21 protein-coding genes are annotated in these 25,015 nt (G+C 71.5%); 8 read left to right on the top strand and 13 right to left on the bottom strand.

Annotation, left to right across the window (positions count from 1 at the left end):
- Positions 1–91 precede the first annotated feature (91 nt).
- From J2S43_RS24225 to mmsB, 4 genes are all read left to right on the top strand, one after another.
- Positions 92–1,687, top strand: a complete 1,596-nt coding sequence (locus J2S43_RS24225; RefSeq protein WP_306832890.1) for a phytoene desaturase family protein — start codon at positions 92–94, stop codon at positions 1,685–1,687.
- 405 nt (positions 1,688–2,092) lie between these two features.
- Positions 2,093–3,220 carry a multiple monosaccharide ABC transporter substrate-binding protein gene (chvE, locus tag J2S43_RS24220; protein ID WP_306832888.1) on the top strand — a complete coding sequence of 376 codons (1,128 nt, stop codon included), beginning with the start codon at positions 2,093–2,095 and terminating at the stop codon, positions 3,218–3,220.
- A 93-nt stretch (positions 3,221–3,313) separates the two neighbouring features.
- Positions 3,314–4,822 carry a multiple monosaccharide ABC transporter ATP-binding protein gene (mmsA, locus tag J2S43_RS24215; protein WP_370881780.1) on the top strand — a complete coding sequence of 503 codons (1,509 nt, stop codon included), beginning with the start codon at positions 3,314–3,316 and terminating at the stop codon, positions 4,820–4,822.
- Between the two features lie 7 nt (positions 4,823–4,829).
- A complete protein-coding gene (mmsB, locus tag J2S43_RS24210) occupies positions 4,830–6,089 on the top strand; it encodes a multiple monosaccharide ABC transporter permease (protein ID WP_306832885.1) in 1,260 nt (419 codons plus the stop codon).
- A gap of 359 nt (positions 6,090–6,448) precedes the next feature.
- Here mmsB and J2S43_RS24205 read toward each other — a convergent pair whose 3' ends face one another.
- The 3 genes from J2S43_RS24205 to J2S43_RS24195 all read right to left on the bottom strand — a co-directional run bounded on the left by J2S43_RS24205 (position 6,449) and on the right by J2S43_RS24195 (position 8,990).
- A complete protein-coding gene (locus J2S43_RS24205) occupies positions 6,449–7,483 on the bottom strand; it encodes a MerR family transcriptional regulator (protein ID WP_306832883.1) in 1,035 nt (344 codons plus the stop codon).
- Positions 7,484–7,559: 76 nt separating this feature from the next.
- Entirely contained in the window at positions 7,560–8,489 is a 930-nt protein-coding gene (locus J2S43_RS24200) for a hypothetical protein (RefSeq protein WP_306832882.1), read from the bottom strand.
- A 39-nt stretch (positions 8,490–8,528) separates the two neighbouring features.
- Complete coding sequence (locus J2S43_RS24195; protein ID WP_306832880.1) at positions 8,529–8,990, bottom strand: SRPBCC family protein; 462 nt, start codon at positions 8,988–8,990, stop codon at positions 8,529–8,531.
- Positions 8,991–9,081: 91 nt separating this feature from the next.
- Here J2S43_RS24195 and J2S43_RS24190 point away from each other — a divergent pair, with 91 nt between their 5' ends.
- Positions 9,082–10,092, top strand: a complete 1,011-nt coding sequence (locus J2S43_RS24190) for a glycosyltransferase (protein WP_306832878.1) — start codon at positions 9,082–9,084, stop codon at positions 10,090–10,092.
- 1,544 nt (positions 10,093–11,636) lie between these two features.
- Here J2S43_RS24190 and J2S43_RS24185 read toward each other — a convergent pair.
- The 8 genes from J2S43_RS24185 to J2S43_RS24150 all read right to left on the bottom strand — a co-directional run bounded on the left by J2S43_RS24185 (position 11,637) and on the right by J2S43_RS24150 (position 19,244).
- Positions 11,637–12,626, bottom strand: a complete 990-nt coding sequence (locus J2S43_RS24185; RefSeq protein ID WP_306832875.1) for an AraC family transcriptional regulator — start codon at positions 12,624–12,626, stop codon at positions 11,637–11,639.
- A complete protein-coding gene (locus J2S43_RS24180; RefSeq protein ID WP_306832873.1) occupies positions 12,623–13,621 on the bottom strand; it encodes an SDR family NAD(P)-dependent oxidoreductase in 999 nt (332 codons plus the stop codon). Before J2S43_RS24180 ends, J2S43_RS24185 begins: the two co-directional genes overlap by 4 nt.
- A 196-nt stretch (positions 13,622–13,817) precedes the next feature.
- Complete coding sequence (locus tag J2S43_RS24175; RefSeq protein WP_306832870.1) at positions 13,818–14,465, bottom strand: hypothetical protein; 648 nt, start codon at positions 14,463–14,465, stop codon at positions 13,818–13,820.
- Positions 14,466–14,524: 59 nt separating this feature from the next.
- Entirely contained in the window at positions 14,525–15,142 is a 618-nt protein-coding gene (locus J2S43_RS24170) for a DUF4291 domain-containing protein (RefSeq protein ID WP_306832868.1), read from the bottom strand.
- 118 nt (positions 15,143–15,260) lie between these two features.
- Positions 15,261–15,764, bottom strand: coding sequence for a hypothetical protein (locus J2S43_RS24165; protein ID WP_306832867.1), 504 nt, complete (start codon positions 15,762–15,764; stop codon positions 15,261–15,263).
- A gap of 94 nt (positions 15,765–15,858) precedes the next feature.
- The gene (locus J2S43_RS24160) at positions 15,859–16,545 is read right to left on the bottom strand and encodes a SanA/YdcF family protein (RefSeq protein WP_306832865.1); all 687 of its coding nucleotides are present in this window, start codon (positions 16,543–16,545) and stop codon (positions 15,859–15,861) included.
- Positions 16,546–16,600: 55 nt separating this feature from the next.
- Entirely contained in the window at positions 16,601–17,773 is a 1,173-nt protein-coding gene (locus J2S43_RS24155) for a CehA/McbA family metallohydrolase (RefSeq protein WP_306832864.1), read from the bottom strand.
- A gap of 52 nt (positions 17,774–17,825) precedes the next feature.
- Entirely contained in the window at positions 17,826–19,244 is a 1,419-nt protein-coding gene (locus J2S43_RS24150; RefSeq protein WP_306832862.1) for an amidase, read from the bottom strand.
- An 83-nt stretch (positions 19,245–19,327) separates the two neighbouring features.
- Here J2S43_RS24150 and J2S43_RS24145 point away from each other — a divergent pair, with 83 nt between their 5' ends.
- Both J2S43_RS24145 and J2S43_RS24140 read left to right on the top strand, forming a co-directional pair.
- Positions 19,328–19,882, top strand: a complete 555-nt coding sequence (locus J2S43_RS24145) for a helix-turn-helix domain-containing protein (protein ID WP_306832861.1) — start codon at positions 19,328–19,330, stop codon at positions 19,880–19,882.
- Positions 19,879–21,141 carry an MFS transporter gene (locus J2S43_RS24140; RefSeq protein WP_306832859.1) on the top strand — a complete coding sequence of 421 codons (1,263 nt, stop codon included), beginning with the start codon at positions 19,879–19,881 and terminating at the stop codon, positions 21,139–21,141. Before J2S43_RS24145 ends, J2S43_RS24140 begins: the two co-directional genes overlap by 4 nt.
- A gap of 243 nt (positions 21,142–21,384) precedes the next feature.
- Here the strand turns inward: J2S43_RS24140 and J2S43_RS24135 are convergent, their stop codons facing one another.
- Positions 21,385–21,900: a 2'-5' RNA ligase family protein gene (locus J2S43_RS24135; protein ID WP_306832857.1), complete on the bottom strand. Its 516-nt coding sequence runs from the start codon at positions 21,898–21,900 to the stop codon at positions 21,385–21,387.
- 189 nt (positions 21,901–22,089) lie between these two features.
- Here J2S43_RS24135 and J2S43_RS24130 point away from each other — a divergent pair, with 189 nt between their 5' ends.
- Positions 22,090–23,178 carry a PASTA domain-containing protein gene (locus J2S43_RS24130; protein ID WP_306832856.1) on the top strand — a complete coding sequence of 363 codons (1,089 nt, stop codon included), beginning with the start codon at positions 22,090–22,092 and terminating at the stop codon, positions 23,176–23,178.
- Positions 23,179–23,260: 82 nt separating this feature from the next.
- On the opposite strand, the gene J2S43_RS24125 is transcribed toward J2S43_RS24130, so the two are convergent.
- Positions 23,261–24,931, bottom strand: a complete 1,671-nt coding sequence (locus tag J2S43_RS24125) for a RecQ family ATP-dependent DNA helicase (protein ID WP_306832854.1) — start codon at positions 24,929–24,931, stop codon at positions 23,261–23,263.
- Between the last annotated feature and the right edge of the window lie 84 nt (positions 24,932–25,015).

Raw genomic sequence — 25,015 nt, 5'->3', positions numbered from 1 at the left:
GCGCGCCTCCGCGGGTCGCAGGGTGGCAGGACCATACCCGGGGTATTCATGGGCCAAACTGAGCGAGCAGCCACACAGATATGGGGCGAACATGGACACCGCGGACGCGATCGTCGTCGGAGCAGGGCACAACGGGCTGGTGGCGGCGAACCTGCTGGCCGACGCCGGATGGGACGTGCTGGTGCTGGAGGCGACGCCGCACGCGGGCGGCGCGGTGCGATCCGGCCGGATCACCGCCCCCGGCTACCTCTCCGACCTGTTCAGCGCGTTCTATCCACTGGGGTACGCGTCCCCGGTGATCAACCGGCTGGGCCTCGGTGAGCACGGCCTGTCCTGGCGGCACGCGCCGGACGTGCTCTGCCACCTGCTGCCGGACGGCCGGTCCGTGACGATGAACCGGGACATCGAGGTGACCGCCGCGTCCGTGGAGGAGTTCGCGCCCGGCGACGGCGAGCGCTGGAAGAACGCGTACCGGGACTGGCGCGACGTCGCCGGCCCGATGCTGGACGTGATCACCACGCCGTTCCCGCCGGTCCGCGCCGGGCTGAGCCTGGCCGGGCGGCTGCGCGTCTCCGGCGGCATGCGCCTGGCCCGCCGCCTGCTGCTCTCCGCGCGCGAGCTCGGCTCCGAACTGTTCCGTGGTGAGGGCGCGAAGCTGCTGCTGGCCGGCAACGCGCTGCACACCGACCTGTCCCCGGAGGAGGCCGGCGGCGCGGTCTACGGCTGGCTGCTGGCCATGCTCGGCCAGCAGGCCGGCTGGCCGGTCCCGGTCGGCGGCGCGCAACGGCTCTCCGACGCGCTGGTCTCCCGGCTGGTGTCACGCGGCGGCCGGATCGTCTACGGCGTGCGCGCGGAGCGGATCCTGGTCGCGCGCGGCCGGGCGATGGGCGTGCGCTCGGCTGGCGGCACCGACTGGCGGGCCCGCCGCGCGGTGCTGGCCGACGTGCCCGCGCCCTCGCTCTACCTGGATCTGGTCGGCGCGCGGCACCTCCCGCCGCGGCTGGTCGAGGACCTGGCGCACTTCCGCTGGGACGGCTCCACCATCAAGATCGACTGGGCGCTCTCCGGCCCGGTGCCGTGGAAGAACCAGGCGGTCGGGCGGGCCGGCACGGTGCACCTCGGCGCGGACCTGAACGGCCTCACCCGGTACTCCGCGGAGCTGGCCTGCGGTGAGCTGCCCAGCGAGCCGTTCCTGCTGGCCGGGCAGATGACCACGACCGACCCGTCGCGTTCGCCGGAGGGCACCGAGTCGCTCTGGGCGTACTCGCACCTGCCGTTCCGCACCGAGTGGGCCGCGGAACCGGTCGCCCGGCAGGCCGAGCGGATGGAGGACGTGCTGGAACGGGCCGCGCCCGGCTTCCGGCAGCTGGTGGTGGCCCGGCACGTGGCCGGCCCCGGCGACCTGGAGCGGGAGAACCCGAGCCTGGTCGGCGGCACGGTCGGCGGCGGTTCCTCGGCCGCGTTCCAGCAGCTGTTCCTGCGTCCGATTCCGGGCCTGGGCCGGGCGGACACGCCGGTCGACCGGCTCTTCCTGGCCAGCTCGTCCGCGCACCCGGGCGGTGGTGTGCACGGCGCGCCGGGCGCGAACGCGGCGCGGGCCGCGATCGCCCGGGATCGCGCGCTCGCCGGTGACCTCTACGCCTCGGCGATCCGGGCGGCGCACCGGGCGGTCTACGCGGATCGGTAGCGCGGCGCGGGGTGTGCGATCAAGACGCTTCGTGATCGCATCGCCACCTATCGGTTCCGATCCGATCTTCGCAGCTCAGGACCGCACACCCCAGGTCACAACATCAACACAGTTGCCCGTACCCCGTCTGATTTATGGTCTTTTCTGGGTGTTATATGACGTGGGGAGCGGTCTCACGGGGTGGCGCGCACCACTTGGAGGCGGTTAGATTTCATTTCGATACAGGCCTTGACTGGCTAGTTGTTAGCGCTAACACTTCACCTCAACCACCACGGCGAAACATCGGAAATCTTGATGTAACTCCGACGACATCTGGCCGGCGGGGCGAAGCGGGGCACCGTTCGCACCACCTGTGGCCGGCTGTGGGCACCCGCCGTGGGGCTTCCAGAACTCAAGGGAGAGAGCATGAAATTCGCGAGGCTCGCTGCCGCGGCCATAGGCCTGACCGTCGCATTCTCCGTGACCGCCTGTGGCTCGACGGAGAAGGCCGGCGAGTCCGGCGGCGACACCGGTTCGGCGGAGGGCGCGCTGGTCGGCGTGACCATGCCGACCAAGGTCTCGGAGCGCTGGGTCGCTGACGGCAACAACGTCAAGGCCGCGCTGGAGAAGCTGGGCTACAAGGTCGACCTGCAGTACGCGGAGAACGACATCCCGACGCAGGCCAACCAGATCGACAACCAGATCACCCAGGGCGCGAAGCTCCTGATCATCGCGTCGATCGACGGCACCGCGCTCACCAGCCAGCTGGAGAACGCCAAGGCCAACAACATCCCGGTGATCTCGTACGACCGGCTCATCCGCAAGTCGCCGAACGTGGACTACTACGCCACCTTCGACAACGAGAAGGTCGGCGTCCAGCAGGCCACCTCGCTGCTGGTCGGCCTGGGCGTCAAGAAGGCGGACGGCACCGACGGCGACAAGAAGGGCCCGTTCAACATCGAGCTCTTCGCCGGCTCGCCCGACGACAACAACGCCACGTTCTTCTTCAACGGCGCGATGAAGACGCTGCAGCCGTTCATCGACAGCGGCGTGCTGGTCGTCAAGAGCGGTCAGAAGGACTTCAACACCGTCTCCACGCTGCGCTGGGACCCGGCCACGGCCCAGCAGCGCATGGAGAACATCATCACCACGACCTACACCGGCAACAACAAGGTCGCGGGCGTGCTCTCGCCGTACGACGGCATCTCGATCGGCATCCTCTCCGCGCTGAAGAGCAACGGCTACGGCACCGCCGCGCAGCCGTGGCCGATCGTCACCGGCCAGGACGCCGAGGTCGCGTCGGTCAAGTCGATCATCAACAACGAGCAGTACGCCACGATCTACAAGGACACCCGGCAGCTCGCCGACGTGACCGTGAAGATGGCGGACGCGGTGCTCAAGGGCGGCACGCCGGAGGTCAACAACACCACGGACTACGACAACGGCAACAAGGTCGTCCCGTCGTACCTGCTGGACCCGGTGATCGTCTACAAGGACAACTACAAGGCGACGCTGATCGACACCGGTTACTACACCGAGGACCAGCTCAAGTAAGACCCCGTTTCATCCCGGCGGTGGGCCTCGGCCCACCGCCGGTCACCTTTAGAGCAACGAGGAGCAACCGCCGTGGCCGACGCGCTACTGCAGATGCGGGGAATCACCAAGACGTTCCCCGGCGTCAAGGCGCTCTCCGACGTGAACCTCACCGTCAAACGCGGCGAGATCCACGCCATCTGCGGGGAGAACGGGGCCGGCAAGTCGACCCTGATGAAGGTGCTCTCCGGTGTGTACCCGCACGGGACGTACACCGGTGAGATCGTGTTCGACGGCCAGGAGTGCCACTTCTCCGACATCCGCGACAGCGAGAAGCGCGGCATCGTCATCATCCACCAGGAGCTGGCGCTCAGCCCGTACCTGTCGATCGCGGAGAACATCTTCCTCGGCAACGAGGTGGTGCACCGCGGCCTGATCGACTGGAACAAGACGAACGACCGGGCGGCCAAGCTGATGCGGCGCGTCGGCCTGGTGGAGAACCCGACCACGCCGGCCATGGACATCGGCGTCGGCAAGCAGCAGCTCGTGGAGATCGCCAAGGCGATCTCCAAGGAGGTCCGGCTGCTGATCCTGGACGAGCCGACCGCGGCGCTGAACGACGAGGACTCCGCGCACCTGCTGAACCTGCTGCGCGAGCTGCGCGCACAGGGCATCACCTGCGTGATCATCTCGCACAAGCTGAACGAGATCAAAGCGATCGCCGACTCGCTGACCATCATTCGCGACGGCCGCACGATCGAGACGCTCGACATGCGGGCGGACAACGTCACCGAGGACCGGATCATCTCCGGCATGGTGGGCCGCGACCTCGAGCACCGGTACCCGCCGCACACCTCGAAGGTGGGCGCGGAGGTGCTGCGCATCGAGAACTGGACCGTGCACAGCCCCACCCAGCAGGGTCGCAAGATCATCGACAGCGCGAACCTCACGTTGCGCCGCGGCGAGATCGTCGGGCTGGCAGGCCTGATGGGCGCCGGCCGCACCGAGCTGGCGATGAGCGTGTTCGGGCGCGCGTACGGCGTGGACATCTCCGGCAGGATCTTCAAGAACGGCAGGGAGATCCGCCTCAAGAACGTCGGCGACGCGATCAAGCACGGCCTCGCGTACGCGACCGAGGACCGCAAGCGCTACGGCCTGAACCTCATCGAGGACATCCAGCGCAACGTCTCCGGCGCGAGCCTGGAGAAGCTGGCCAAGGGCGGCTGGGTCAACGAGAACGAGGAGTTCAAGGTCGCGGACCAGTACCGCAGGGACCTGAACGTGAAGGCCCCGAGCGTCGCGTCCGTCACCGGCACGCTCTCCGGCGGCAACCAGCAGAAGGTCGTGCTGGCCAAGTGGATCTACTCCGACCCGGACGTGCTCATCCTCGACGAGCCGACCCGGGGCATCGACGTCGGTGCCAAGTACGAGATCTACACCATCATCAACGCCCTCGCGGACCAGGGCAAGGCGATCCTCGTGATCTCCTCCGAGCTGCCCGAGCTGCTCGGCATCTGCGACCGGATCTACGCGCTCTCCGCCGGACGGGTCACCGGCGAGGTGCCACGCGCGGAAGCGACACCGGAGCGACTCATGCAGTTCATGACCAAGGTTAAGGAGTAAGGCCGCGATGAGTAGCGTCGCGCCGGCGACCGGCGGTATCACCACCAACACGGCCAAGGTGCCGGGTGGAGGCGGCCCGAAGGGCGCCAATGGCGGGTTCTCGATCAATCTGCGCCAGAGTGGCATCTACATCGCGTTCGCCCTGATCGTCGTGGGCTTCGCGGTGGCCACGGACGGCCAGCTGCTGGGCTTCCAGAACATCAGCAACATCATCATCCAGCACTCGTACATCCTGATCCTCGCGATCGGGATGATCCTGATCATCATCGCCGGCCACATCGACCTCTCGGTCGGCTCCGTGGTGGCGACCACCGGCGCGATATCCGCCGTACTGATGGTCAACATGAACGTGCCGTGGCCGCTGGCCATCGTGCTCACGCTCATCGTCGGCGGCGTGATCGGCGCCTGGCAGGGCTACTGGGTCGCGTACTTCGGCATCCCCGCGTTCATCGTCACGCTGGCCGGCATGCTGCTGTTCCGCGCGGTCGCCATGCAGGTCCTGGGCAACCAGGGCATCGGCCCGTTCCCGGACGAGATCCGCACGATCGCCAACGGCTTCACGCCCGGCACACTCGGCAACGTGGCGCTCGGCCCGCTCGGCGGCGCGGACATCATCACGCTGCTCGTCGGCATCCTGGTCTGCGCCGGCATGGTCGTCTCCCAGCTGCGCACCCGCCGGGCCCGGATCGGCTACCAGCAGTCGGTCGAGCCGATGGCGATCCTGGTGCTCCGCAACGTGATCGCCATCGCCGTGATCATGACGATCGTGGTGCAGCTGGCCCGCTTCAAGAACCTGCCCTGGGTGCTCGTGCTGCTCGCCGGCCTGGTCCTGCTCTACACGCTGATCGCGAACCGCACCGTCTTCGGCCGCCACATCTACGCGATCGGCGGCAACCTGCAGGCCGCGTCGCTGTCCGGCGTCAAGGTCAAGCGCGTCACGTTCTGGCTCTTCGTCAACATGGGCGTGCTCGCCGCGGTCGCCGGCATCATCCTCTCCGGCCGCCTCAACGTGGCGCTTCCCGGCGCCGGCAACACGTTCGAACTGGACGCCATCGCGGCCGCGTTCATCGGCGGCGCCGCGGTCCAGGGCGGCGTGGGCAAGGTCGTCGGCGCCATCACCGGCGGCCTCATCATGGCCGTCATCAACAATGGCATGTCCCTCCTCGGCTCCGAGCCGGCCGAGGTCATGCTGGCCAAGGGCGGCGTGCTGCTGCTCGCGGTCGCGCTCGACGTCTGGGCCAAGCGCCGCGCCGGCGCGACCCGCTGACTCACCGCCTCACAACCGGCGGCGGTCCCTTCACGGGGCCGCCGCCGGTTTCCTCTTCCCGCTTCCGGCATGATGCGGACCGCACGCTCGGAGCGGGTCAACCTCCGACTCCGCCGGCCCGCTACGGACGCCGCGGCGGAGCCGGCTCAGCGGTGCCGGGAAGAAGCACGCGGCTTCGCGCGGTGGCGCCGATTCGCTGCCGCGGCCCGCACTGAGCGGCGCAGACGTGTCTGCTGCAGCCTGCGTTGACTGGCGGAGACGAAGTACGCGCTCGTACCCGAAATTTCACGATGAAAGGTAACTGAGGCGGACGCCCTGTTCGCGGGCTCGATGCCGTTGGGCGGGGACTGTGGAGGGGATCAGAGTGGGGTGATGTCGGCGACCACGCAGGCGATGTTGTCGGGGGCGTTCTCGATGTAGGCGAGGGCGATCAGGGCGTCGACGGTGGCGGCCGGGTCGGGGGTGGTGCGGAGCGTGCTCTCCAGGGCGGCGGGGGAGACGACGGCGGAGAGACCGTCGGAGCAGAGGAGGTAGCGGTCGCCGGCGCGGGGGGTGTGCAGGGTGAGGTCGGGAGTGGAGTCGTGGCCGAGTGCGCGGGCCAGCAGTGCGCGCTGCGGGTGGGAGCGGGCCTCGTCGGCGGTCAGTCTGCCGTCGTCCACCATGGATTGGACCAGCGTGTGGTCGGTGGTGATGCGGAACAGTTCGTCGTCGCGCAGCAGATAGGCACGGGAGTCACCGATGTGGACCAGGGCCAGCTGCGAGCCGGACCAGAGCAGCGCGGTGAGCGTGGTGACAGAGCCGGTGGCGCGGATGCTCTCGTCGGCCGCGCCGATGGCGTCGGAGAGCGCGTTGAGCAGGTCGCCGGCCGGGACAACGGCGGTTTCGAGCGGCTTGAGCGCCTCGATCGCGGTGCTGCTGGCGCGCAGGCCGGCCGGGCCGCGCATGCCGTCCGCGACGGCGAGCAGGCGGGATCCGGCGTAGGCGACGTCCTCGTTGCTGTCCCGGCCCTGGCCGGTGTCGGTGCGTGCGGCGTAGCGGATACCCAGGTCTGACATGGGGGAGCCCCTTCCTGACAGGTAGTCGACGAGGAAGGTGGCGAGTTGCTCGCGGGCCTGCGCCTCGCGGGCGATCCGGTCCCGGAACCCGGCGACGGCCTCGGCCGCGTCCGGCGGTGGCATGGCGCAGACCTCGCGGATGCGGGCCAGCGGCATGCCGAGCCGGCGCAACCAGGCGACCAGCCGAGCGCGTTCCAGCTGTTCCGGATCGTAGAGCCGGTAGCCGGTCGACGGGTCCACGACGGCCGGTGGCAGCAGGCCGAGGTCGTCGTAGAGGCGCAGCGCCCTGGGCGAGAGCCGGCTCAGGCGGGCGAACGCCCCGATGGTCAGCAGGGACACGCGCGACTCACCTCCTTCTCGTGCCGGCCGGTCGACCGGCACGAGAAGGAGCCTGCGGGTTTCCGCAAGGGGAAGGTCAAGCCCTCTTCATCAGGTCGTCGCAGCTGTGCTCGTCCGGGAGGAGCGGGCGGAGCTGCACCGTGTACTTCTTGCCGGCGGACGTCCACGGGGTGATCGCGGTGGCGTTCTGAGCGGCGGCGAGCACGTCCTTGGCGGCCTGCGCGTCCGCACTCACGCAACCCATCTCCAGGCCCTCGCCGAGTGGCTTGCCGGGCAGTGCCGGGCCGGGCCAGGGCGTCTCGGTCTGCGCGGGGTCGCCCTCGGCCTGCTGCCACGGCATGGCCACGCCGGCGATCTCGGCGGGCTGGTAGTCGACCGCCTCCTTGACCCGGCCCGGGCCGAGCGTGGTCTGCAGGTCCGACAGCGCGGTGATCAGGTCGCTGAGCAGGTCGCGGTCGCGGACCTGGCCGGCGGAGAGGCCGCTGTTACCGCCCGAGGCCTCAGCCAGCGCGTACGCCTCGACGGTCTGCACGCCCTGCTCGGTGAGCAGCGTGAAGCGGGTGGTCTGCGCGTCCGCGACGCCGGGCTGGCCGAGGTCGACGCCGTTCTGCACGCCGGCGGAGCGGGCGCGCTCGACGAGCACGTTGACGTCCGCGGCCTCGAGGTGCTGCACCTGCAGGTTCGGCAGTGCGGGGCCCGGGTACTGCTTCGTGGTCGGGCCTTCGGTGATCACGCGGCCGTCCGCGTACACACTGATCATCGGGAGCCGGGTGGCGAGCATGGCCGGCGTGACGAAACCGCCGGTGTAGTCGACGCGCAGCACCAGCGTGCTTCCGGTGATCTCCGGGATGTCGCCGGTCGGCTCGACGGCGCCGGCCGAGGCGGGGGCGGAGCCGGCGGCACCCTGGGCGGCGCTGTTCGAGTTCGCACAGGCGCCGGTCAGCAGAAGGGTGGCGGCCGCGGCGCTCCCGAGGAGGGCGCGCGCGGGACGGGTGAGTGTCGGCATGACCTGTATGACGAGCGGAACGGGGTGCGGGTTCCGCCGTTATGAGGTGGTTTTCTCCGCCGCGGCCTTCTGCCGGGACGCCACGTCGGCGAGCCGGCGCAGGGACTCCCGGTTGCGCTGGTGCAGGACCAGGTCGTTCAGCTTGGTGTGCACCCACTTGAACGGCCCGGCCACCGGTTCCTCGACGAACGTGATGTGCGTGGCATCGGTGCCGTGCGGCGTGAGCGTCATGGCGACGGTCGCCTCGCCGATCGGCCAGATGCCGACGCGCAGCACCAGCCGCCGCTCCGGCTCGGACTCGATCACCCGGGAGCCGTCGTGCAGCGAGAACGGCCATGGGCCGGCCTTGTGGAACAGGCGGGACCCGGGTGCGGGCCAGGCCTCGTCGACGTCGCGGATGTGGACGGTGCCGACCACCCAGTCGCTGTACGTCCAGCCGTCCGCGAGCGCGGCCCACACCTGCGCCGGGGTTGCCGGGATGACCTGCTCGACCTTCGCCATGAGCGCCGGATACCCCGTGCGGGCCCGTGACTAACCGCGATGTTCCAACAACCCGCCCAAATTATCCGCCATAAAGGGAATAATTGCATTTATGCGTATCGCGATGGTGGCCGCCGGAACGGCGGCCGGCGAGCTCGCGGCCGCGCTCGGCCGGCTCGGGCACGACGTGCGCGAGTACGACGCCGCCGGTAAACCCGCCGGTGAGCGGCTCGGCGCGGCCTGGTCGGACGACGACTGGGGCCCGGAGGTGATCCACGCGCACGGCTGGGCGGCCGGCGTCGCCGCGCTCGCGTCCGGAGCCGCCCCGCTGGTCCAGGCCTTCCACGGGCTGAGCGGGCCGGCGCCGGCGAACGGCGCGGGCCCGGACGAGCGCCGCACCTACGAACGCCTGCTGTGCCGGGTCGCCGACCGGATCATCGCCGGGTCGACCGACGAGTGCGGCGAACTGCTGCGGCTCGGCGTGCCGCGCGGCCGGATCACGCTGGTCCCGCCGGGCGTCGACTGCGAGCTGTTCACCCCCGTCGGCGACCCGATGCCCCGGATGCGCCCACGCGTGCTCGCGGTCGCGGACGGCGCCACCTGGGCCGGTGACCTGGTCCGCGCGATGCGGATGGTGCCGGACGCGGAGGCGGTGGTGCTGGGTGGCCCGCCCGAGCTGGCCGGCCTCGCCGAGCGCTGCCGCGTCGCCGACCGGGTCGTGCTGCATCGCGCCGTGCCCCGCGACGAGCGCCCGGCCTGGTTCCGCTCCGCCGACGTGGCGGTCTGCGCGCCGTGGCGCGACCCGTCCGGCAGCGCGCCGATCGAGGCGATGGCGTGCGGTGTGCCCGTGGTCGGCACCGCGACCGGTCTGGTCCGGGACGCGGTGATCGACGGGCTGACCGGCGAGCTGGTGCCGCCGCGGGACCCGCGCGCGCTCGGCATGGCGATCCGCGCGCTGCTGGCCGACAACCTGCGCCGGTTCACCGCGGCCACCGCCGCGCTGGACCGTGCCCGTCAGGTGTACCCGTGGCCGCGGATCGCCGACCGTACCGCCGTGGTGTGTCTTGCGGCCTGTGGTCAGGCCCTGCCGGTCGCGGCGGAGGAACTTTCCGTGCGGTCTTAGGCAGTACTTGTTCGACCGCGTCGATTCCTTGACGGTGAGCGCTCACGCCCGGGCGTCGCGCCGGCGATTCCCCGGCGCGCTCGGCACCGGGACTGCGGCACCGCGGCCGGCACCGACGTGCGCCGGTGGCGGTTCCCCAGCACCGCGTGCCAGCAATGGGCGTTCACGTACATCGACAACCGCTACCACCAGGTGGGACCGGCGCACGCGACCGGTCAGTGCCTGCTCGTTGACGGTACCGCTGACGGCACCGCGGACGTCGGCGACGTGGTCATCGGCGCCTGCGTCGGAGGCGCGGCACGGGCAAGGGCCGCACCGGCCTCTGGGTCACCGCGACAGTGGCGCATCGGGCCGCTCGCGGACGGCAACGGGCGCTTCGTCAACCGCACCAGCGGCCGCTTCCTTGACCTCGCCACTGCGGCCTCGCCGACGGTACCGACATCGCCCAGTGGTCCTGGCTCGACAACATCTGCCAGCGGTTTCGTCGTCTCGCCGCTGATTGAGCGGCCGGTCAGCCCACGGCCGCGAGCTGTGGGCCAGGCCCGGGCCGGGGAGTTCAAGAGCTTGATCTTCCCGCGTCTGGCGTGGGCGCGCTGGGCGTGCTTCCGCGGGCACCGGTCCACTGCCACTCAGCCTATTTCGATCTTGAAGTAGGTATGGTGCGGCCACACCCCGGCTGGTCAGCAGGAATGCTTTCAGTCCGATCCGGGTTCCGTGGCCCCTTTGCTGTCGGTGGGCGACCGTGCAACCGTCGTCGGCGGCGGCTGCGGGCCGAGTCGTACCCCTCCGGTCTGAGCCCGGGCATCTTGTGACCGAATTTCCCGATAAAGCCTCCGAGCGCCCATCTGGCGACGCCAGGAGTTCTTGACGACCTTGGGCCTGGTTCCTGAGTGATCAATCAGTGGAGCAAAAGAGCGATCAACTTCGGTTTTTGATCTATCTTTTGCTCCACTGATTGATCACTCAGGCCTCGGCGGTGGCGTCTCGCGGGCTGGCGGTCCGCGCGGGTGGGTGGGATGTCGTGATATTTCGGGCGCGGAGCGCCCGATTGCCGCGAGCGGGCCGGGTTGCTGGCGCTCTCGGTCCGAAGGGCTGGGCAACAGAGTCGGTCCGAGGGGATGGTCGACAGAGGTGGTCCGGCGGGGGTCGCGCGGATTTCGGCGGGGCGCTTTGCGAGAAGCGCAGGTCGGGGGCTCGTGATCAACTTGGGCTGAGTGGCAGCGGGCACCGGTCGGCCGCGGGCGGCCTTCCTTCTGTCTGTGCCGTGCGACGCGGCTGTGCCGTACGTGCGACGCGGCTGTGCCGTGCCGAGCCACACGGCCGTGCCGTGCCGAGCCACGCGGCCGTGCCGTGCCGAGCCACGCGGCCGTGCCGTGCCGAGCCACGCGGCCGTGCCGTGCCGAGCCACACGGCCGTGCCGTGCCGAGCCACGCGGCCGTGCCGCGTCGGATCCGTGATCGAGGCGGCCCTCATGTCGTTCTAACGACATGGGGGCCGCCTCGATCTTGAGTGGGGAGCGGGTGGGGGCAGCGGGCGGGTGGTGGTCAGGGGAGGGCGCGGGATCGGTGGGGGGTGGTGCCGGACCAGGAGCGGAAGGCGCGATAGAACGAGCCGGGGTCGTCGTAGCCGAGGAGGAACGCGATCTCGGTGACCGAGATGTCCGGGCGGTCGAGGTAGGAGCGGGCGAGCGCGTGCCGCGTAGCGTCGAGGACGCCCTGGAACGTGGTGTCCTCCGCGGCGAGACGGCGTTGCAGTGTGCGGCCGCTCAGCGCGAGGCGGCGGGCGACGCCGGTCGCGGTGCCCTCGCCGGCCGGGAGCAGCTCGATCAGCGCGGCCCGCACCCGCGCCGCCGTCGACTCGGCGCGCTCCAGATCGGCCAGGCGACGGCGCAGGTCCGGCTCGAAGATCCGCCACATCTCGGTGTTCTCGGTCAGGAACGGGCGCCGCGCGTCCTGGGCCGCGAAGACGACCACCGCGTCGTCGGCCCGCTGGAACGGCACGCCGAGGAAGTCGCGCCACGCCTCCGCCACCGCGCCGGCCGGCGGGTCCGGCGTGGCGAACCGGGTCGGCACCACCTGGGCGCGGGTGGCGAGGCGGGCCAGCGCCACCCAGATCGCCAGCTCGTAGGCGCGCAGTCCGGGCGGCGGCACCGGATCGGCCGGCCATCGCATGGTCAGGTGCAACTCGTCGCCGCGGCCGATCAGCACGCGCTGCGGGCCGATCAGGCGCTTGTGCACGGCGATCCGCTCGGCCGCGCGGCGCAGGTGCGGGCTGCACAGCGCGGCGAAGATCGGCGGGTGGAACGTCTCCGTGCTCATCCGCCCGGCCGCCCGCACCGCGAACGCCGGGTCGCCGGAGGCCTCCTCCATCGCGGTCCAGCAGCGGTAGAACTGCTCCGGGGTGAGCGTCACCGGGCCGTGCACGAACAGATCCCCGGGCAAGCCGGCGGCGCGCAGCACCGGACCGGCCGGAATGCCGAGGTCCGCGAACATCACCGCGATCGCCGGGCTGAGCGTGAATCCGGTCGGGCTCACGTCCGCGCGCCCGCCCCGGTGCCCGCCGCCGTGCCGACTGTGGTGCCGGTCGCGGTGCCGACTGTGGTGCCGGTCGCGGTGCCGGCTGTGGTGCCGGCCGCGGTGCCGGCTGTGGTGCCGGCCAGAGCGCGGGTCACGTCGACGTCGAGGCCGGTCGCGGCGCGGGAGAACTCCCACAGTGCGCGGATCGCCCGGTCGGCGCCCGGCCGGATCAGCCGGCGGAGGACCGGCGGGCCGGAGATCTGCCAGCGCGGGCCGGCCATGGTGCCGCCCTCGGCGCGCGGATCGGTCGCGGCGCGCAGCTGGCTCAGGGCGCCGCGCTCCGCCGACATGCCCATCGTGCGCGCCATCGGGAACATGATGGCACCGCGCGGGCCGGCGCCGGTGGCGCGGTCCATCAGGTCCGAGTTCGCGAAGCCGGGGTGCGCGGTGAGCGCGCGGGCGGAGAGGCCGGCGGACCGGAACTGCCGGTCCAGCCCCTGTGCGAAGTGCCGGTTGGCGAGCTTGGACTCGTCGTAGGCGCGCCAGCCCCCGTACCCGCGCGGGGTGTGGCCCTTGATCGTGATCGGCCGGGCGAAGTGCTGGGCGCCGCTGGTCAGCGTCACCACCCGGGCGCCGGGCGTGCGCGTGATCGCGGGGAGCAGGTGTGCGGTGAGTGCCCAGTGGCCGAGGTGGTTGACGCCGAGGTGGATCTCGAAACCGTCCGCCGTGGCGGCCGGCGGCACCGCCATCACGCCCGCGTTGTTGATCAGCAGATCGATGGTGGTGTGGGCGGTCCGGATCTCGCCGGCCGCGCGTTCGACCGAGGCCAGCTCGGCCAGGTCGAGCAGCACGATCTCGACCTCGGCGCCGGGATGGGCCGCGATGATCCGGTCGCGGGCGGCCACGGCCCGGGCCCGGCTGCGCGCCGCCATGATCACGTGTGCGCGTTTCGCCGCGAGCGCGGTCACGGTCTCCAGGCCGAGTCCGCCGTTACCGCCGGTAACCACTGCCACGCGGCCGTGCTGATCCGGAATGTCCTTCGTCGACCAGGTCATCTCCGCTACCTCCGGGAGTCGTTCGCCGTCACGAACGACGCTATGGACCCCGGAGGTGACATTCAGTGGCGGAACGCGCCAACTCGCTGCCCGATCACGCCACCGCGCGTCACGCCACCGCGCGTGACGCCACCGCGCGTCACGCCACCGCGTCTCACGCCACCGCGCCGATCGTCTTCTCCCAGCCGGGCGCGAGCGTGATGCCGTACTGCAGCGGTGGCACGTCCGCGTCGGGGTAGGTGATGCCGAGGTGGCGCCAGAAGTCGACGAAGACCCAGGAGTCGGTGAGCGCGTACTCGTCGTCCGGGTGCGCCCGCCGCTCGTCGTCCGCGTCCAGGTCCTCCTCGGTGACCGCGGTGAGGTAGTCGGTGATCTCGCCGGTCTCGACGCCGAAGACGCCGGCCACGGTCGCCGGGTCGGAGATCCAGCGGTGTTCGGTGCCGGACTCCTCCTCGAAGTAGTCCGGGCGGGACGTGAACCGGTCGCGCTCCCGGCCGGACTCGAAGACCAGGTGGCTCCAGAAATCGTCCTCGAACGCGGAGACGCAGCTGGCCACGGTGCCGAGCCGGAGGCTGACCACGCGGGCGATCTCGACCGTGGCCTCCGCGCCGGTGCCCGGCCACATCACCACGGTCCAGCCGTCGAGCGGCTCGAACACGTCCACCTGGTTCGCGGCCTCGCCGCCGCCCGGGGCGCCGACCTGCGCCTCCACGCCACGTTCCGCGGCGTACGCGACGACCAGCCGGGCTACCTCGCCGGCGTCGTCGTGCCGGAAGGCGCCGAGCTCCTTGACACCGCTCACGGTTGGACCCCTCCGTCTCGACCTCGCCTCATCATCGTATGAGGCGATTCGTGACGATTTCAGGGATTTGCGGGACCCGTCGCGTCGATGACGGCGGCGACGTCGCCGGGCAGCGGGTAGGCGCGCTCGGGCGGAAGCAGCGCCTGCGCGGCCGCGGGATCGGTGCCGGCGAGCGCGTGGATGTGCCGGGCGAGCGGCGTGACGTCCTCGATCGAGGCGATCCACTCGCCGGCGTACCGCGCGGAGGCCCCGCCGGACAGACCCACCTGCAGCGATCGGTACGGCAGCGCGTTCAACCGCAGGTCACGCTCCGGGTCCCACTGCACGCGGACGTCGCTGCGCTTCACGGCGCGCGACCACTCGGCGCGACCGGGGTAGCGGTCGCCGGGGGTGTGGTGGCTGGGCACGGCGGTGCGCAGCGCGTCTGCGAACCCGGGCCGCCGGAGGCCGATCGCGAGCACGAACTCCTGGCCCGGCTTGGTGGCCCAGCCGCAGCGGTACATCATCCAGAGGAACGACGGCTTGATCCACGTCATCCGCCCCGGGCGGAACGGCGGCACGAAACGGCCGGCCGCGAGGGCCGGCAGCGCGATCTCGGGCGAATACGCCTGATAGACCGTGATCGTCTCGTCGGTGAAGACCGCGCGGACCTGCCGGGCGGGGACGGTGTCGGACACGGTCCGAATGATCGCCCGCCCGGCGCGGCAACGCGATCGATTAACGAGCTTCCAGCGGTCTTTCCAGTGTTCCAGGCGTCAATGACGCCTGGAACACGTGGGCTCGTGCTGGCGACGCTCAGTCGTTGAAGATGTGGGCCAACTCGTCCCGGAAGCGGCGCTCGCCCTCGGTGACCACGTCGCCGCCGATGCCGAGGATGCCGCCGGACGGCGCGGCCGTCACGACCTGCTCCGCGATCGTGACCAGCCAGTGCGTGTACGCCCCCGCCTGGCCCTCGTCGACCTTCTCGCGCAGCAGCGTGTGTGCCTGCCGTGCGCGGTCCAGCACGTCCGCGATGTAGGCCTTCGGGTCGCTCGGCGTCAGCGCGGGCAGTTCCTCGCCCGCGTCCGGGTCGCCCACGCGGACGACCAGTTCCTTCGCGATCTCGGTGACCAGCCAGCTGCCGGACTCACGACCGGCGGAGATGCCCTCGAGCCCGGCCGCGTTCTCCTGGAGCGTGCGCTTGGACCCGTCCGACTCCGCGGCCGACGCGGCCGTCAGCACCGCGTGCGGTAGGCCCACGAGCAGGCCCCAGTCCTGGTCGGAGAACCCGAGCTGGCTGAATACCGGCTGCTCCGTCACTGTCACACCTCTTGGTCGTCATGGTGGGGGAAAGTCTTGGAGGATCATGCCAGTCTTACCCGCCACTCGTGCGCCGGAACCCCCGGCTCACCCGTCAGGCGACGGCGTCGGTCACGCCGGTCTCGGCCGGGCCGAGGTGGATCGGCTCGCGGCCGGTGATCAGGTCGAAGACGGCCTTCACGTGGGCGAGGTGTTCCCGGGTGGACGCCTGACGCCAGTTCGCCGGGTACGTCTCGCGGACCGTGTCGTCGCCGACACCGGAGGTGTCGATGCCGAGCTCGCGGCAGAGCGTGACGGATCGGGCGATGTGGAAGCTCTGGGTGACCACGATCGCGCGGTCGACGCCGAAGATCTCCTTGGCGCGGAAGCACGAGTCGTACGTGTCGAAGCCCGCGTAGTCGCGCACCACGTGCTCCGGCGGGACGCCGTTGTGGACCAGCCAGGCGTACATGGCGGTCGGCTCGTCGTACTCCCGGCGGCCGTTGTCACCGGAGACCAGGATGGCCCGCACCTTGCCGGTCAGGTAGAGCTGCCGGGCCGTCTCCAGGCGCGCGGCCAGGAAGTCACCGGGCTCGCCGGTGCGCAGCACCTGGGTGCCGAGCACCAGCGCGACCGGCGCGGCCGGGACCGACTCGATCGAGTGCACGTGGCCCTCGGCGCGTCCCTCGATCCAGCTCTCGCTGGCGATCACGGTGGCGGTGGCGGTGGCGCCGCCCACGAGGACGATCAGCGCCACGCGCCGCCAGGTGAACCACGACAGCCAGGAGAAGAGGCGTTTCACCTTTTGAAGTATGCGTCACATGATCCAGCAGCGGATCGGACCGGTGAGCCGAGGATCAGGCCGAGAGCCAGAACGGGCTCGCGTACGCCACGCCGTAGTCGTTGGCCGCGTGCCCGTCGGGTCCCGGGCTCGCGTTCGCCCGCGCCGGGTCGGCCACGCGCAGCACCACCCAGTCGCCGTCGGCCGCGTCCAGCCGGACCGTGAACGTGGTCACGCTGCCGGCCGCGGCGTCGACCACGTCCGCGACCTCGGGCGCGCGCGTGCCCGGCCGCAGCACCTGGATCTGCAGCGGCAGGCCGGTCCAGTCCGGGCCGCGATCCAGGTCGACCGCGAACGTGACGTCGCCGGACGAGACCGGCAGCGTGCCGCCCATCCGGACACCGTTCGCGGTGGCGTCGACGCGCAGGCCGGACTCGCGGGTGGCGAAGAACCGCCGCGCGCGCATCGCGGACTGCACGTCGGCGCGCGTGTTCGCGGTGACCCAGAGGCCGGTGCGGCCCTTCCCCTCCGGGTAGCCCCAGTCGGTGCCGTGCTCGTCGGAGACGCCGGAGAGGCCGGTCCGCCAGCCCGCGTTCAGGCAGCGGTTCAGCGGCGAGCTCTGCCCGCTCGGCCAGCCGTCGAACAGGTAGTCGTCGGTGCGGTTGAAGATCTCCATCGAGACCATGTGGTCGCGCGCGCCGGTGTCCAGCGCGAAGTCGCCGAACCGGCCGATCTCGCGGCCCGGGTGGTTGAAACTGGCGAGGCCGCCGGCCGCCTCGATCCAGTCGTGGAGGCGGCCCATGCCGGTGGCGCCGCCCAGGTCCACGAAGTCGGCCGTGAACCAGACGTTGACGTGCCCCAGCAGCGGGTTCGACCACTCGAAGCCGCGGATCGCGGTGTACGCCCCCGGGTCGTCGGCCGCGTCCGCGAGCGCGCCGACCCGGTTCCACTCACTGCGGGACAGGCCCTCGATCGAGAAGAGCGTGGTGTGGTCGGTGATCGCGGCGACGTCCAGCCCGGCGGAGCGCATCGAGGAGAACGCGAGCGCGGGGTCGCCGTCACCGTCCGACAGCAGCGTGTGGTTGTGCAGGTCGGCGTGGACCAGCGTGGTCCCCTGGGTGATCATCGAGGCGCGGCCGGCGCCGGTGGCGGAGGCCCTGGCCGGGGCCGGCGGTGCGGCGGCGAGCAGCAGGACCCCGCCCGCGCCGGCCAGCAGGGTGCGGCGTGTCACGTGGTGGTGTGCGGTCACCGGCTCAGTCCAGCGCAATCCGGTCAACGCATCAAGACATGCGGATGTACTTTCAGCCGACGAACAACGAAGGCGCGCGCTCCCGCCACGGCGCCGCCTCCTCCAACTGGGCGGACAGCCGCAGCAGCAGGTCCTCGCGGGCATGGCCGGCCGCGAGCTGGACGCCGATCGGCAGGCCGGTGCGGCTCTGGCCGAGCGGCAGGCTGATCGCGGGCGTGCCGGAGACGTTGAACGGCGCGGTGAACGGGCCGTACTCCAGGATCCGGCGCAGCCAGCCGCGCGCGTCCTGACCGGGGTCGTCGTAGCGCAGCGTGCCGTGCGGCGCGGGTAGCTGCCCGAGCGTGGGCGTGACCAGCACGTCGTACCGGGTGAAGAAGGCGCCGATCGGGTGGGTCACCCGGTGCTGCGCGTCGAGGAGCGTGAGCACGTCCATCGCGGTGGCGGCCTCGGCCTCGCGGAGGAACGCACGGGAGACCGCCTCCAGCAGCGACGGGTCCGGCCGCCGGCCGCGACCGCCGCGCAGCACCGCCAGGCCGGCGGCGATGCCACCCAGCATCAGCGCCTCGACCACGTCCTCCGCGGCGAGCTCCGGGCGAGCCGGCTCGACCGTGTGGCCGAGCCATTCGAGCAGCTCGCCGACCGTGGTGGTGGCGTCCGCGACCTCGGGATCGACGGCTACGCCGGACCACGGCTCGACGCAGATCGCGACGCGCAGTCGTTCCGGGCGCAGGGTGATCTCGTGCGCGAACGAGCGTGCCGGTGGCGGGGTCTGGTGCTTCTCGCCGTGGTGCGGCGCGCTGACCGCGTCGAGCAGCCGGGCGGTGTCGCGGACCGTGCGGGCCAGCGCGAACTCGTGCGACTCGCCGAAGCCGATCTCACCGGCGGCCGGGCCGACCGGCACCCGGCCGCGCGTCGGTTTCAGGCCGACCAGCCCGCACGCGGCGGCCGGGATCCGGATCGAGCCGGCGCCGTCGTTCGCGTGCGCGACCGGCACCGCACCGGCCGCCACCAGTGCGGCCGCGCCGCCGCTGGAACCGCCGACGCCCCGCTCCGGCGCCCACGGGTTGCGGGTGGGGCCGTGCAGCACCGGTTCGGTGGAGAAGCTCAGCCCGAACTCCGGCGCGGTGGTCTGGCCGAGCGTGACCAGCCCGGCCGCGCGGAAGCGGGCCATCAGCTCGGTGTCGGCCTGCGCGACCACGCCCCGGATCGCGCGGCTGCCCAGCCGGAACGCGGTGCCGCGGGCGACCGGGCCGCTGTCCTTGATCAGGAACGGCACGCCGCCGAGCGGGCCGTCCGGGTCGTGCGCGAGCGCGGGCTCGTAGAGCGGGCCGGTCAGCGCGTTGAGGTCCGCGTGCGCGGCGGCCAGCGCGTGCCGGGCCGCGTCCTCCACCTCCTGCGGCTTGACCTGGCCGGACGCGATCAGCTCGCGCAGGCCGGTGGCGTCGTGGCTCGCGTACTCGTGCACCTCCATGGACGCAGCGTGGCGCCTCCGGGCCGTACCCGCGACTGATTTTCTGCTTGCTAAAGGTTTCTTTCTAAAGCATTCTCTAGGGTATGGCTGATTCGATCCGGCTCGACGACCCGCGCGCGCTGCGGGCCTATGCCCATCCGCTGCGCCTCAGCCTGGTCGGGCTGCTCCGGCGCAACGGGCCGATGACCGCGACCCAGTGCGCGGCCGCGCTCGACGAGAACGTGCCGAACTGCTCGTTCCACCTGCGGCAGCTCGCGAAGTACGGGCTGGCCGAGCGGGTGCCCGGGGCGGACGCGCGGGAGCGGCCGTGGCGCGCGACCGCGATGGACACGTCCTGGGCCGACGACTCCGACGACCCGGAGATGCGGGCCGCGGCCGACCAGCTCAACGCCGTGATCCTGGCGCGGTATACGCGGATAGCCGAGTCCTACCTCGCGACGCGCGTGCGGGAGACGGTCGAGTGGCGGCGGGCGGCCGGCTTCGGTGACTACATGATCTACGTGACCGCGGAGGAGCTGTCCGCGCTGTCCGCGCGCTTCGACGAGCTGCTCGAGCCGTACGGCGATCCGCAACGGCGAGCCGAGGGCTCCCGGCCGGTCAGCGTGGTGCAGCTGACGATTCCGAGGGACGAATCGTGACCGTTCTGACCCGGCGCGGCGGCCTGCTGCGCGAGCCGGTGTTCCGCACCTACTGGTCGGCGCACGTGGTGTCACTGGTCGGTGAGCAGATCTCGTACATCGCGCTGCCGCTGCTGGCCGTGCTCACGGTCGGCGCCGGCCCGGCCGAGATGGGCTACCTGACCGCGGCCGCGCTCATCCCGAACCTGCTGTTCTCGCTGGCCGCGGGCGCCTGGGTGGACCGGCGGCCGATCAAGCGGCACATCATGATCGTGGCGGACCTGGCCCGGGCCGGCCTGCTGCTGATCGTGCCGGTGCTCGCGTTCGCCGGGATTCTCGAGCTGTGGCATCTCTACGTGATCGCGTTCCTGACCGGCACGCTCACGCTCTTCTTCGAGGTGGCCAACCAGAGCCTCTTCGCGTCGGTGGTCCGGCGGGACGACTACATCGGTGCGAACTCACTGCTCAACGGTGCTCGCGCGATGTCCTATGTGGCCGGACCGAGCGCGGGCGGGCTGCTGGTGCAGGCGATCACCGCGCCGTTCGCCCTGATCGCGGACGCGGTGTCGTACCTCGGCTCCGCCTTCCTGCTGCTCCGCATCCGGCCGGACGAGAGCGCGGCGGTCTCCACGCCCGATTCCGGCTCGGGGAAGGGCGGCGTGCTGGGCGGGCTGCGGTTCATCGCGCGGTCGGCCGTGCTGCGCTCGCTGCTGCTCGGCGTCACCGTGCTGAACCTGTTCAACTACGTCTTCCACGCGCTGTTCATCCTCTACGTCACCACCACGCTGGGGCTCTCCCCGGGGCAGTTGGGCGTGCTCATCGGCGCCGCGTCCGTCGGCGGGCTGCTCGGCGCGGCCGTCACCGGCCCACTCACCCGCCGCTTCGGCGTCGGCCCGGTCGCGATCGCCGGCTTCGTGCTGTTCCCGCTGCCGCTGGTGCTGGTCCCACTGGCCACCGGCGGTGAACCCGTCGTCATGGCGATGATCTTCGCTGCGGAGTTCCTGAGCAGCATCGGCCTGATGATGCTGGACATCGCGGTCGGCTCACTGCAGACCGCGGCCACCCCGCTGACCCGCCTCTCCCTGGTCAGCGGCGCCAAACGCACGGTCAACTACGGCGTTCGCCCGCTCGGAGCGCTGCTCGGCGGCTTCCTCGGCGAGACCATCGGCGTCCACCCCACCATCTGGATCGCCTCGGTCGGCGCGGTCACCGGCACCCTGTTCGTCCTGTTCTCCCCGATCCCGCACCTGCGCGAACTGCCGGACCAACCGGAACACTGAGCTTTCGGCATCAGGGTCACCGGGCGGCGGTCTTCTGGTGATCCAGGCGCTGAAAGGTCAATAAAAGCCTAAGGGCAGATCTGCCCGCTTCCGGCGTGGTGCGGCCCGCATGCTCCCGCGGGCACCGGTCGTCGCTGGCGCTCCTCCCTGCCAGTCTTCGACCTGGCCGATTCACTGCAACACGGTCTTCTCGCATCGCGCCGGCGCTGGATCATCCGTCGGTTGAACGGGAGGGTGCGGTGGTCAGGGGAGGCGGTGGTCGATGTCGTTGGCGTGGTCGGCTACGGCGGCGCCGGTGGTGGTGGCTTTGAGGGGGAGGACCTCGATGCAGCGGCGGACCGCGTGGGCCATCTGGGGGTTCGGCACGCGCATGGAGACGGTGCAGTGCGGGACCCAGCGGCCGGGGCGGTAGTGCTCCCAGACCTCGATCCCGGCGGCGGCCAGTCGTTCGTGGACCGCGCGATGGTGGGCCAGCAGCTCCTCGGTCGGTGTCACCCCGAGCCACAGCACGCGGCCGACGAACTGGCCGGAGAAGTCCATGCTCAGCTCGAGTGCGCGACCGGTCTCCAGCCCCGCCAGCGCGGACTCGACCGCGTGCGGATCGAGCCGGTGCGCGGCCGCGAGGGAGACGTGCGGGCGGTGCCGGTTGCCGAGCAGGCCTGCCATCGTCGGCACGCCCTCGGCCTCGAGTGAGCGCCACAGCGTCCTGATCCGCCGGGTCGCGTCGACGTCCAGGTAGAGCTCGATCGCGGCAACCACGCGGACACGTTAGACGATCATCGGTCGGGGCGTCGCAGGGGGAATCGCGGGGCGTCACAGCCGAGCGGGGGTGCGAAAGGATGGTGCGAATGTGGCTATTTGTCTGATAGGGAGGCCGTTTCCCCGGTACGCGGCGGGCGTTGATGACGGCAACCATCAGTGCAGAGGCCGCATTGAGCGGAGGAGACCGTGGCAGAGCCGAAGACGCCGGAAGACGTCACAGCGCGATCAGCGGAGACGGCCGTGATCCCGGCCGTGCCGGAACAGCAGGACGGTGGCGGGCCACCCGCGGAGGAGGCGGAACGAGCCGCCGCGGAGGAGACGGAACCCGCCGCCACGGAGGAGGGGCGGCCGGCGCGGCGGGTCCGGCTGCGTGATCGGATCGTGGAGCGGCTGGAAGCGCAGATCCCGCTGCCGGGCGGGCTGACGGTCACCGGGCTGGGGAAGCTCGCCCTGGTCGTCATCCTGGTTTTCGTGGCGGTCGGCGGGACCGTGCTGGTGACCCGGTGGGAGCCGAAGGCGAAGGTGCCGGCGCTGGTCGGGGTGAGCCGGGAGGAGGCGGAGAGGCGGCTCGCGGACGCGAACCTCGCGGTGGGCGGGATCGAGTTCGAGGAGTCGGACGAGCCGCCCGGTACCGTGCTGCGGACCGATCCGCGGATCGGCACCAAGGCGGCGCACGACTCCGGGGTGACGCTGGTGCTGGCCCGTCCGTTCGGCGCGGTCGTGGTGCCGCCGGCGGTCGTGCCGAGCACGATGACGTTCGGCGCGCCGCCGGGGACGGGCGACAGCACCGTCGTGGTCCCGGCAGTGCCGGGACTGCCCGGACTGCCGGGAGCGCCCGGAGTCCAGGGGGTGCCGGGGGTCCAGGGCGCTCCGGCTCCGCCGAATCCGGGCCGCACGGTTCCGGTGCCCGCCGGGACATCCGGCCCCACGCCGGCGCCGGCCGTGACGCTGGGCGCGGTGCAGGCGTTGCTCGATCCCGCGCTCGACGGCTGCGACACCGGCTACCGGGTGATCTTCAGGCAGGCGGTGTCGCTGCCAGGGCCGGGAACGCTGACCTATCGCTGGCTGCGCTCGGACGGCGTCCAGTCCGCGGATCAGACGGTCCAGGCCAGCCCGAAGGGCGCCACGGTGCTCGAGACCACGTGGGCGGTCGATGCCGGCGAGTCCTTCTACGGCTGGCAGCTGCTCGACGTGACCGCGCCCGCCGCGGCCCGGGGCGCGCAGATCGCGTTCGAGCGTTCCTGCGAGGTCCCGGGCGGCGAGGGGGCCGGCTAGCGCGTTGTCCAGCGACGTTCGCCGGGCGTCCCCCCATGGTGTCAGAACACATCGGGGACGCCGCGGTCAACGGGACAGCCGGCTAGCCGGGGGTGAGCAGCGAGCGCTTGGCCACCACGGTGACGGACAGCGTCTTGTAGCCGACGGTGTCGAAGAGGACGGTCATCTTGTCCTCCTCGTAGCCGAGCACCATGCCGGTGCCCCACTCCTGGTGCGTGACCGTGCTGTGCACCGGGAAGAGTTCGGCCGCGACCGGCTCGTCGGTGGCCCCGGCGGCCGGCGCGGGGGAGACCGGGGCGTCGGCGGGTGGGTTGAGGCAGTTGTCGCAGTGGCCGCAGGGCTCGGGGGCGTGTTCGCCGAAGTAGGCCAGCAGGATCTGGCCGCGGCAGGAGCGGGTCTGGGCGAACGCGCGCATCATGTCGATCCGTGAGCGCTGCACGGTCTGCTGGCGCTCGGCCTCCGCGACCGCGAGCTTCGCGGCCTCGGCGGCGGGCGGCGCGTAGTTCGGCGCGAGCACCTTGGTGGTGCCGATGGTGGCGACCGAGTCGACCTGTTCCAGCAGTGCGAGCAGCTGGCCGAGCTTGCGGGTGCCGAGGCCGGTCTTCTCGCGCAGTTCCGCCTTGGTGTGCCCGCCGGTGCGGAGGAGGGCCGCGAGGTTGCGCACCTCCTCCTCGTCGACCGCGCCGCCGGTGAAGTACCGCTGGATGTTCTCGTCCTCGGCGCGCCAGAGCAGCAGCGCGCGGGCCGGTGCGCCGTCCCGGCCCGCCCGGCCGATCTCCTGGAAGTAGCTGTCCGGCGAGTCGGGCAGCGCCACGTGTGCGACCCAGCGGATGTTCGGCTTGTCGATGCCCATGCCGAACGCGCTGGTCGCGACCATCACCTGCACCTTGTCCGCGAGGAACGCCTCGTGCCGTTCCTCGCGCATGCCGGTCGACATGCCGCCGTGGTAGAACGCGGCTTCATAGCCCGCCTCGGTGAGCTTCTCCGCCAGCTCCTCGGCGGCGCGGCGGGTCGCCACGTAGACGATGCCCAGGCCCTCGTCCTCGTCGAGCAGCGCGGTCAGCCGCCGCCAGCGGTAGTTCTCGTCCGGGCAGTAGGCCACCTCGAGGAACAGGTTCGGCCGCGCCAGCCCGGAGATCATCGGCTTGACGTCGCGCAGGCCGAGCCGCTTGATGATGTCGTCGCGGACCGGCGGGGACGCGGTCGCGGTCAGCGCCAGCACCGGCGGGCGGCCGATCGCGCGGATCAGGTGGCCGAGCGCCAGGAAGTCCGGGCGGAAATCCGGGCCCCAGGACGAGATGCAGTGTGCCTCGTCCACCGCGACCAGCGCCGGGCGCAGCGCGCGGATCTCCACCTGCATCGGCTCCGAGGCCAGCTGCTCCGGCGTGGTGAACAGGAACCGGGCCTTGCCCTCGCGGATCTCCGCGAGCGCCTCGGCCTTCTGGTTCGGCGTCTCGGCGGAGCTGATCCGGACCGCGCGCAGCGCCGGCGTGCCGTGCTCGTTGAGCGCGGCGATCTGGTCCTGCTGGAGCGCGAGGAGCGGGGAGATGACCACGGTCGGGCCGGGCAGCAGCGTGCCGGGGACCTGGTAGAGCGCGGACTTGCCGCCGCCGGTGGGCATGACGACCAGCGCGTCGCGCCGCTTCATCACGGTCCTCATCGGGGCGAGCTGACCCGGGCGCAGCGTCCGCCAGCCGAAGTGCTTCTTCGCGGCGCGCTTGATGCGGGAGGAGAGCAGGGGGAGTGTGATCATGAGGCGGCCATTGTCCCCGTTCGGTCGGCCCGCGTCGATGCGGCGAAGGCGTGTGCCGCGTGATTTTCCCGCATTTGCGAGGCG

The sequence above is a fragment of the Catenuloplanes nepalensis genome (assembly GCF_030811575.1).
In the GTDB taxonomy this organism is placed as follows: domain Bacteria; phylum Actinomycetota; class Actinomycetes; order Mycobacteriales; family Micromonosporaceae; genus Catenuloplanes; species Catenuloplanes nepalensis.
This window is presented reverse-complemented; position numbering and strand designations above follow the sequence as displayed.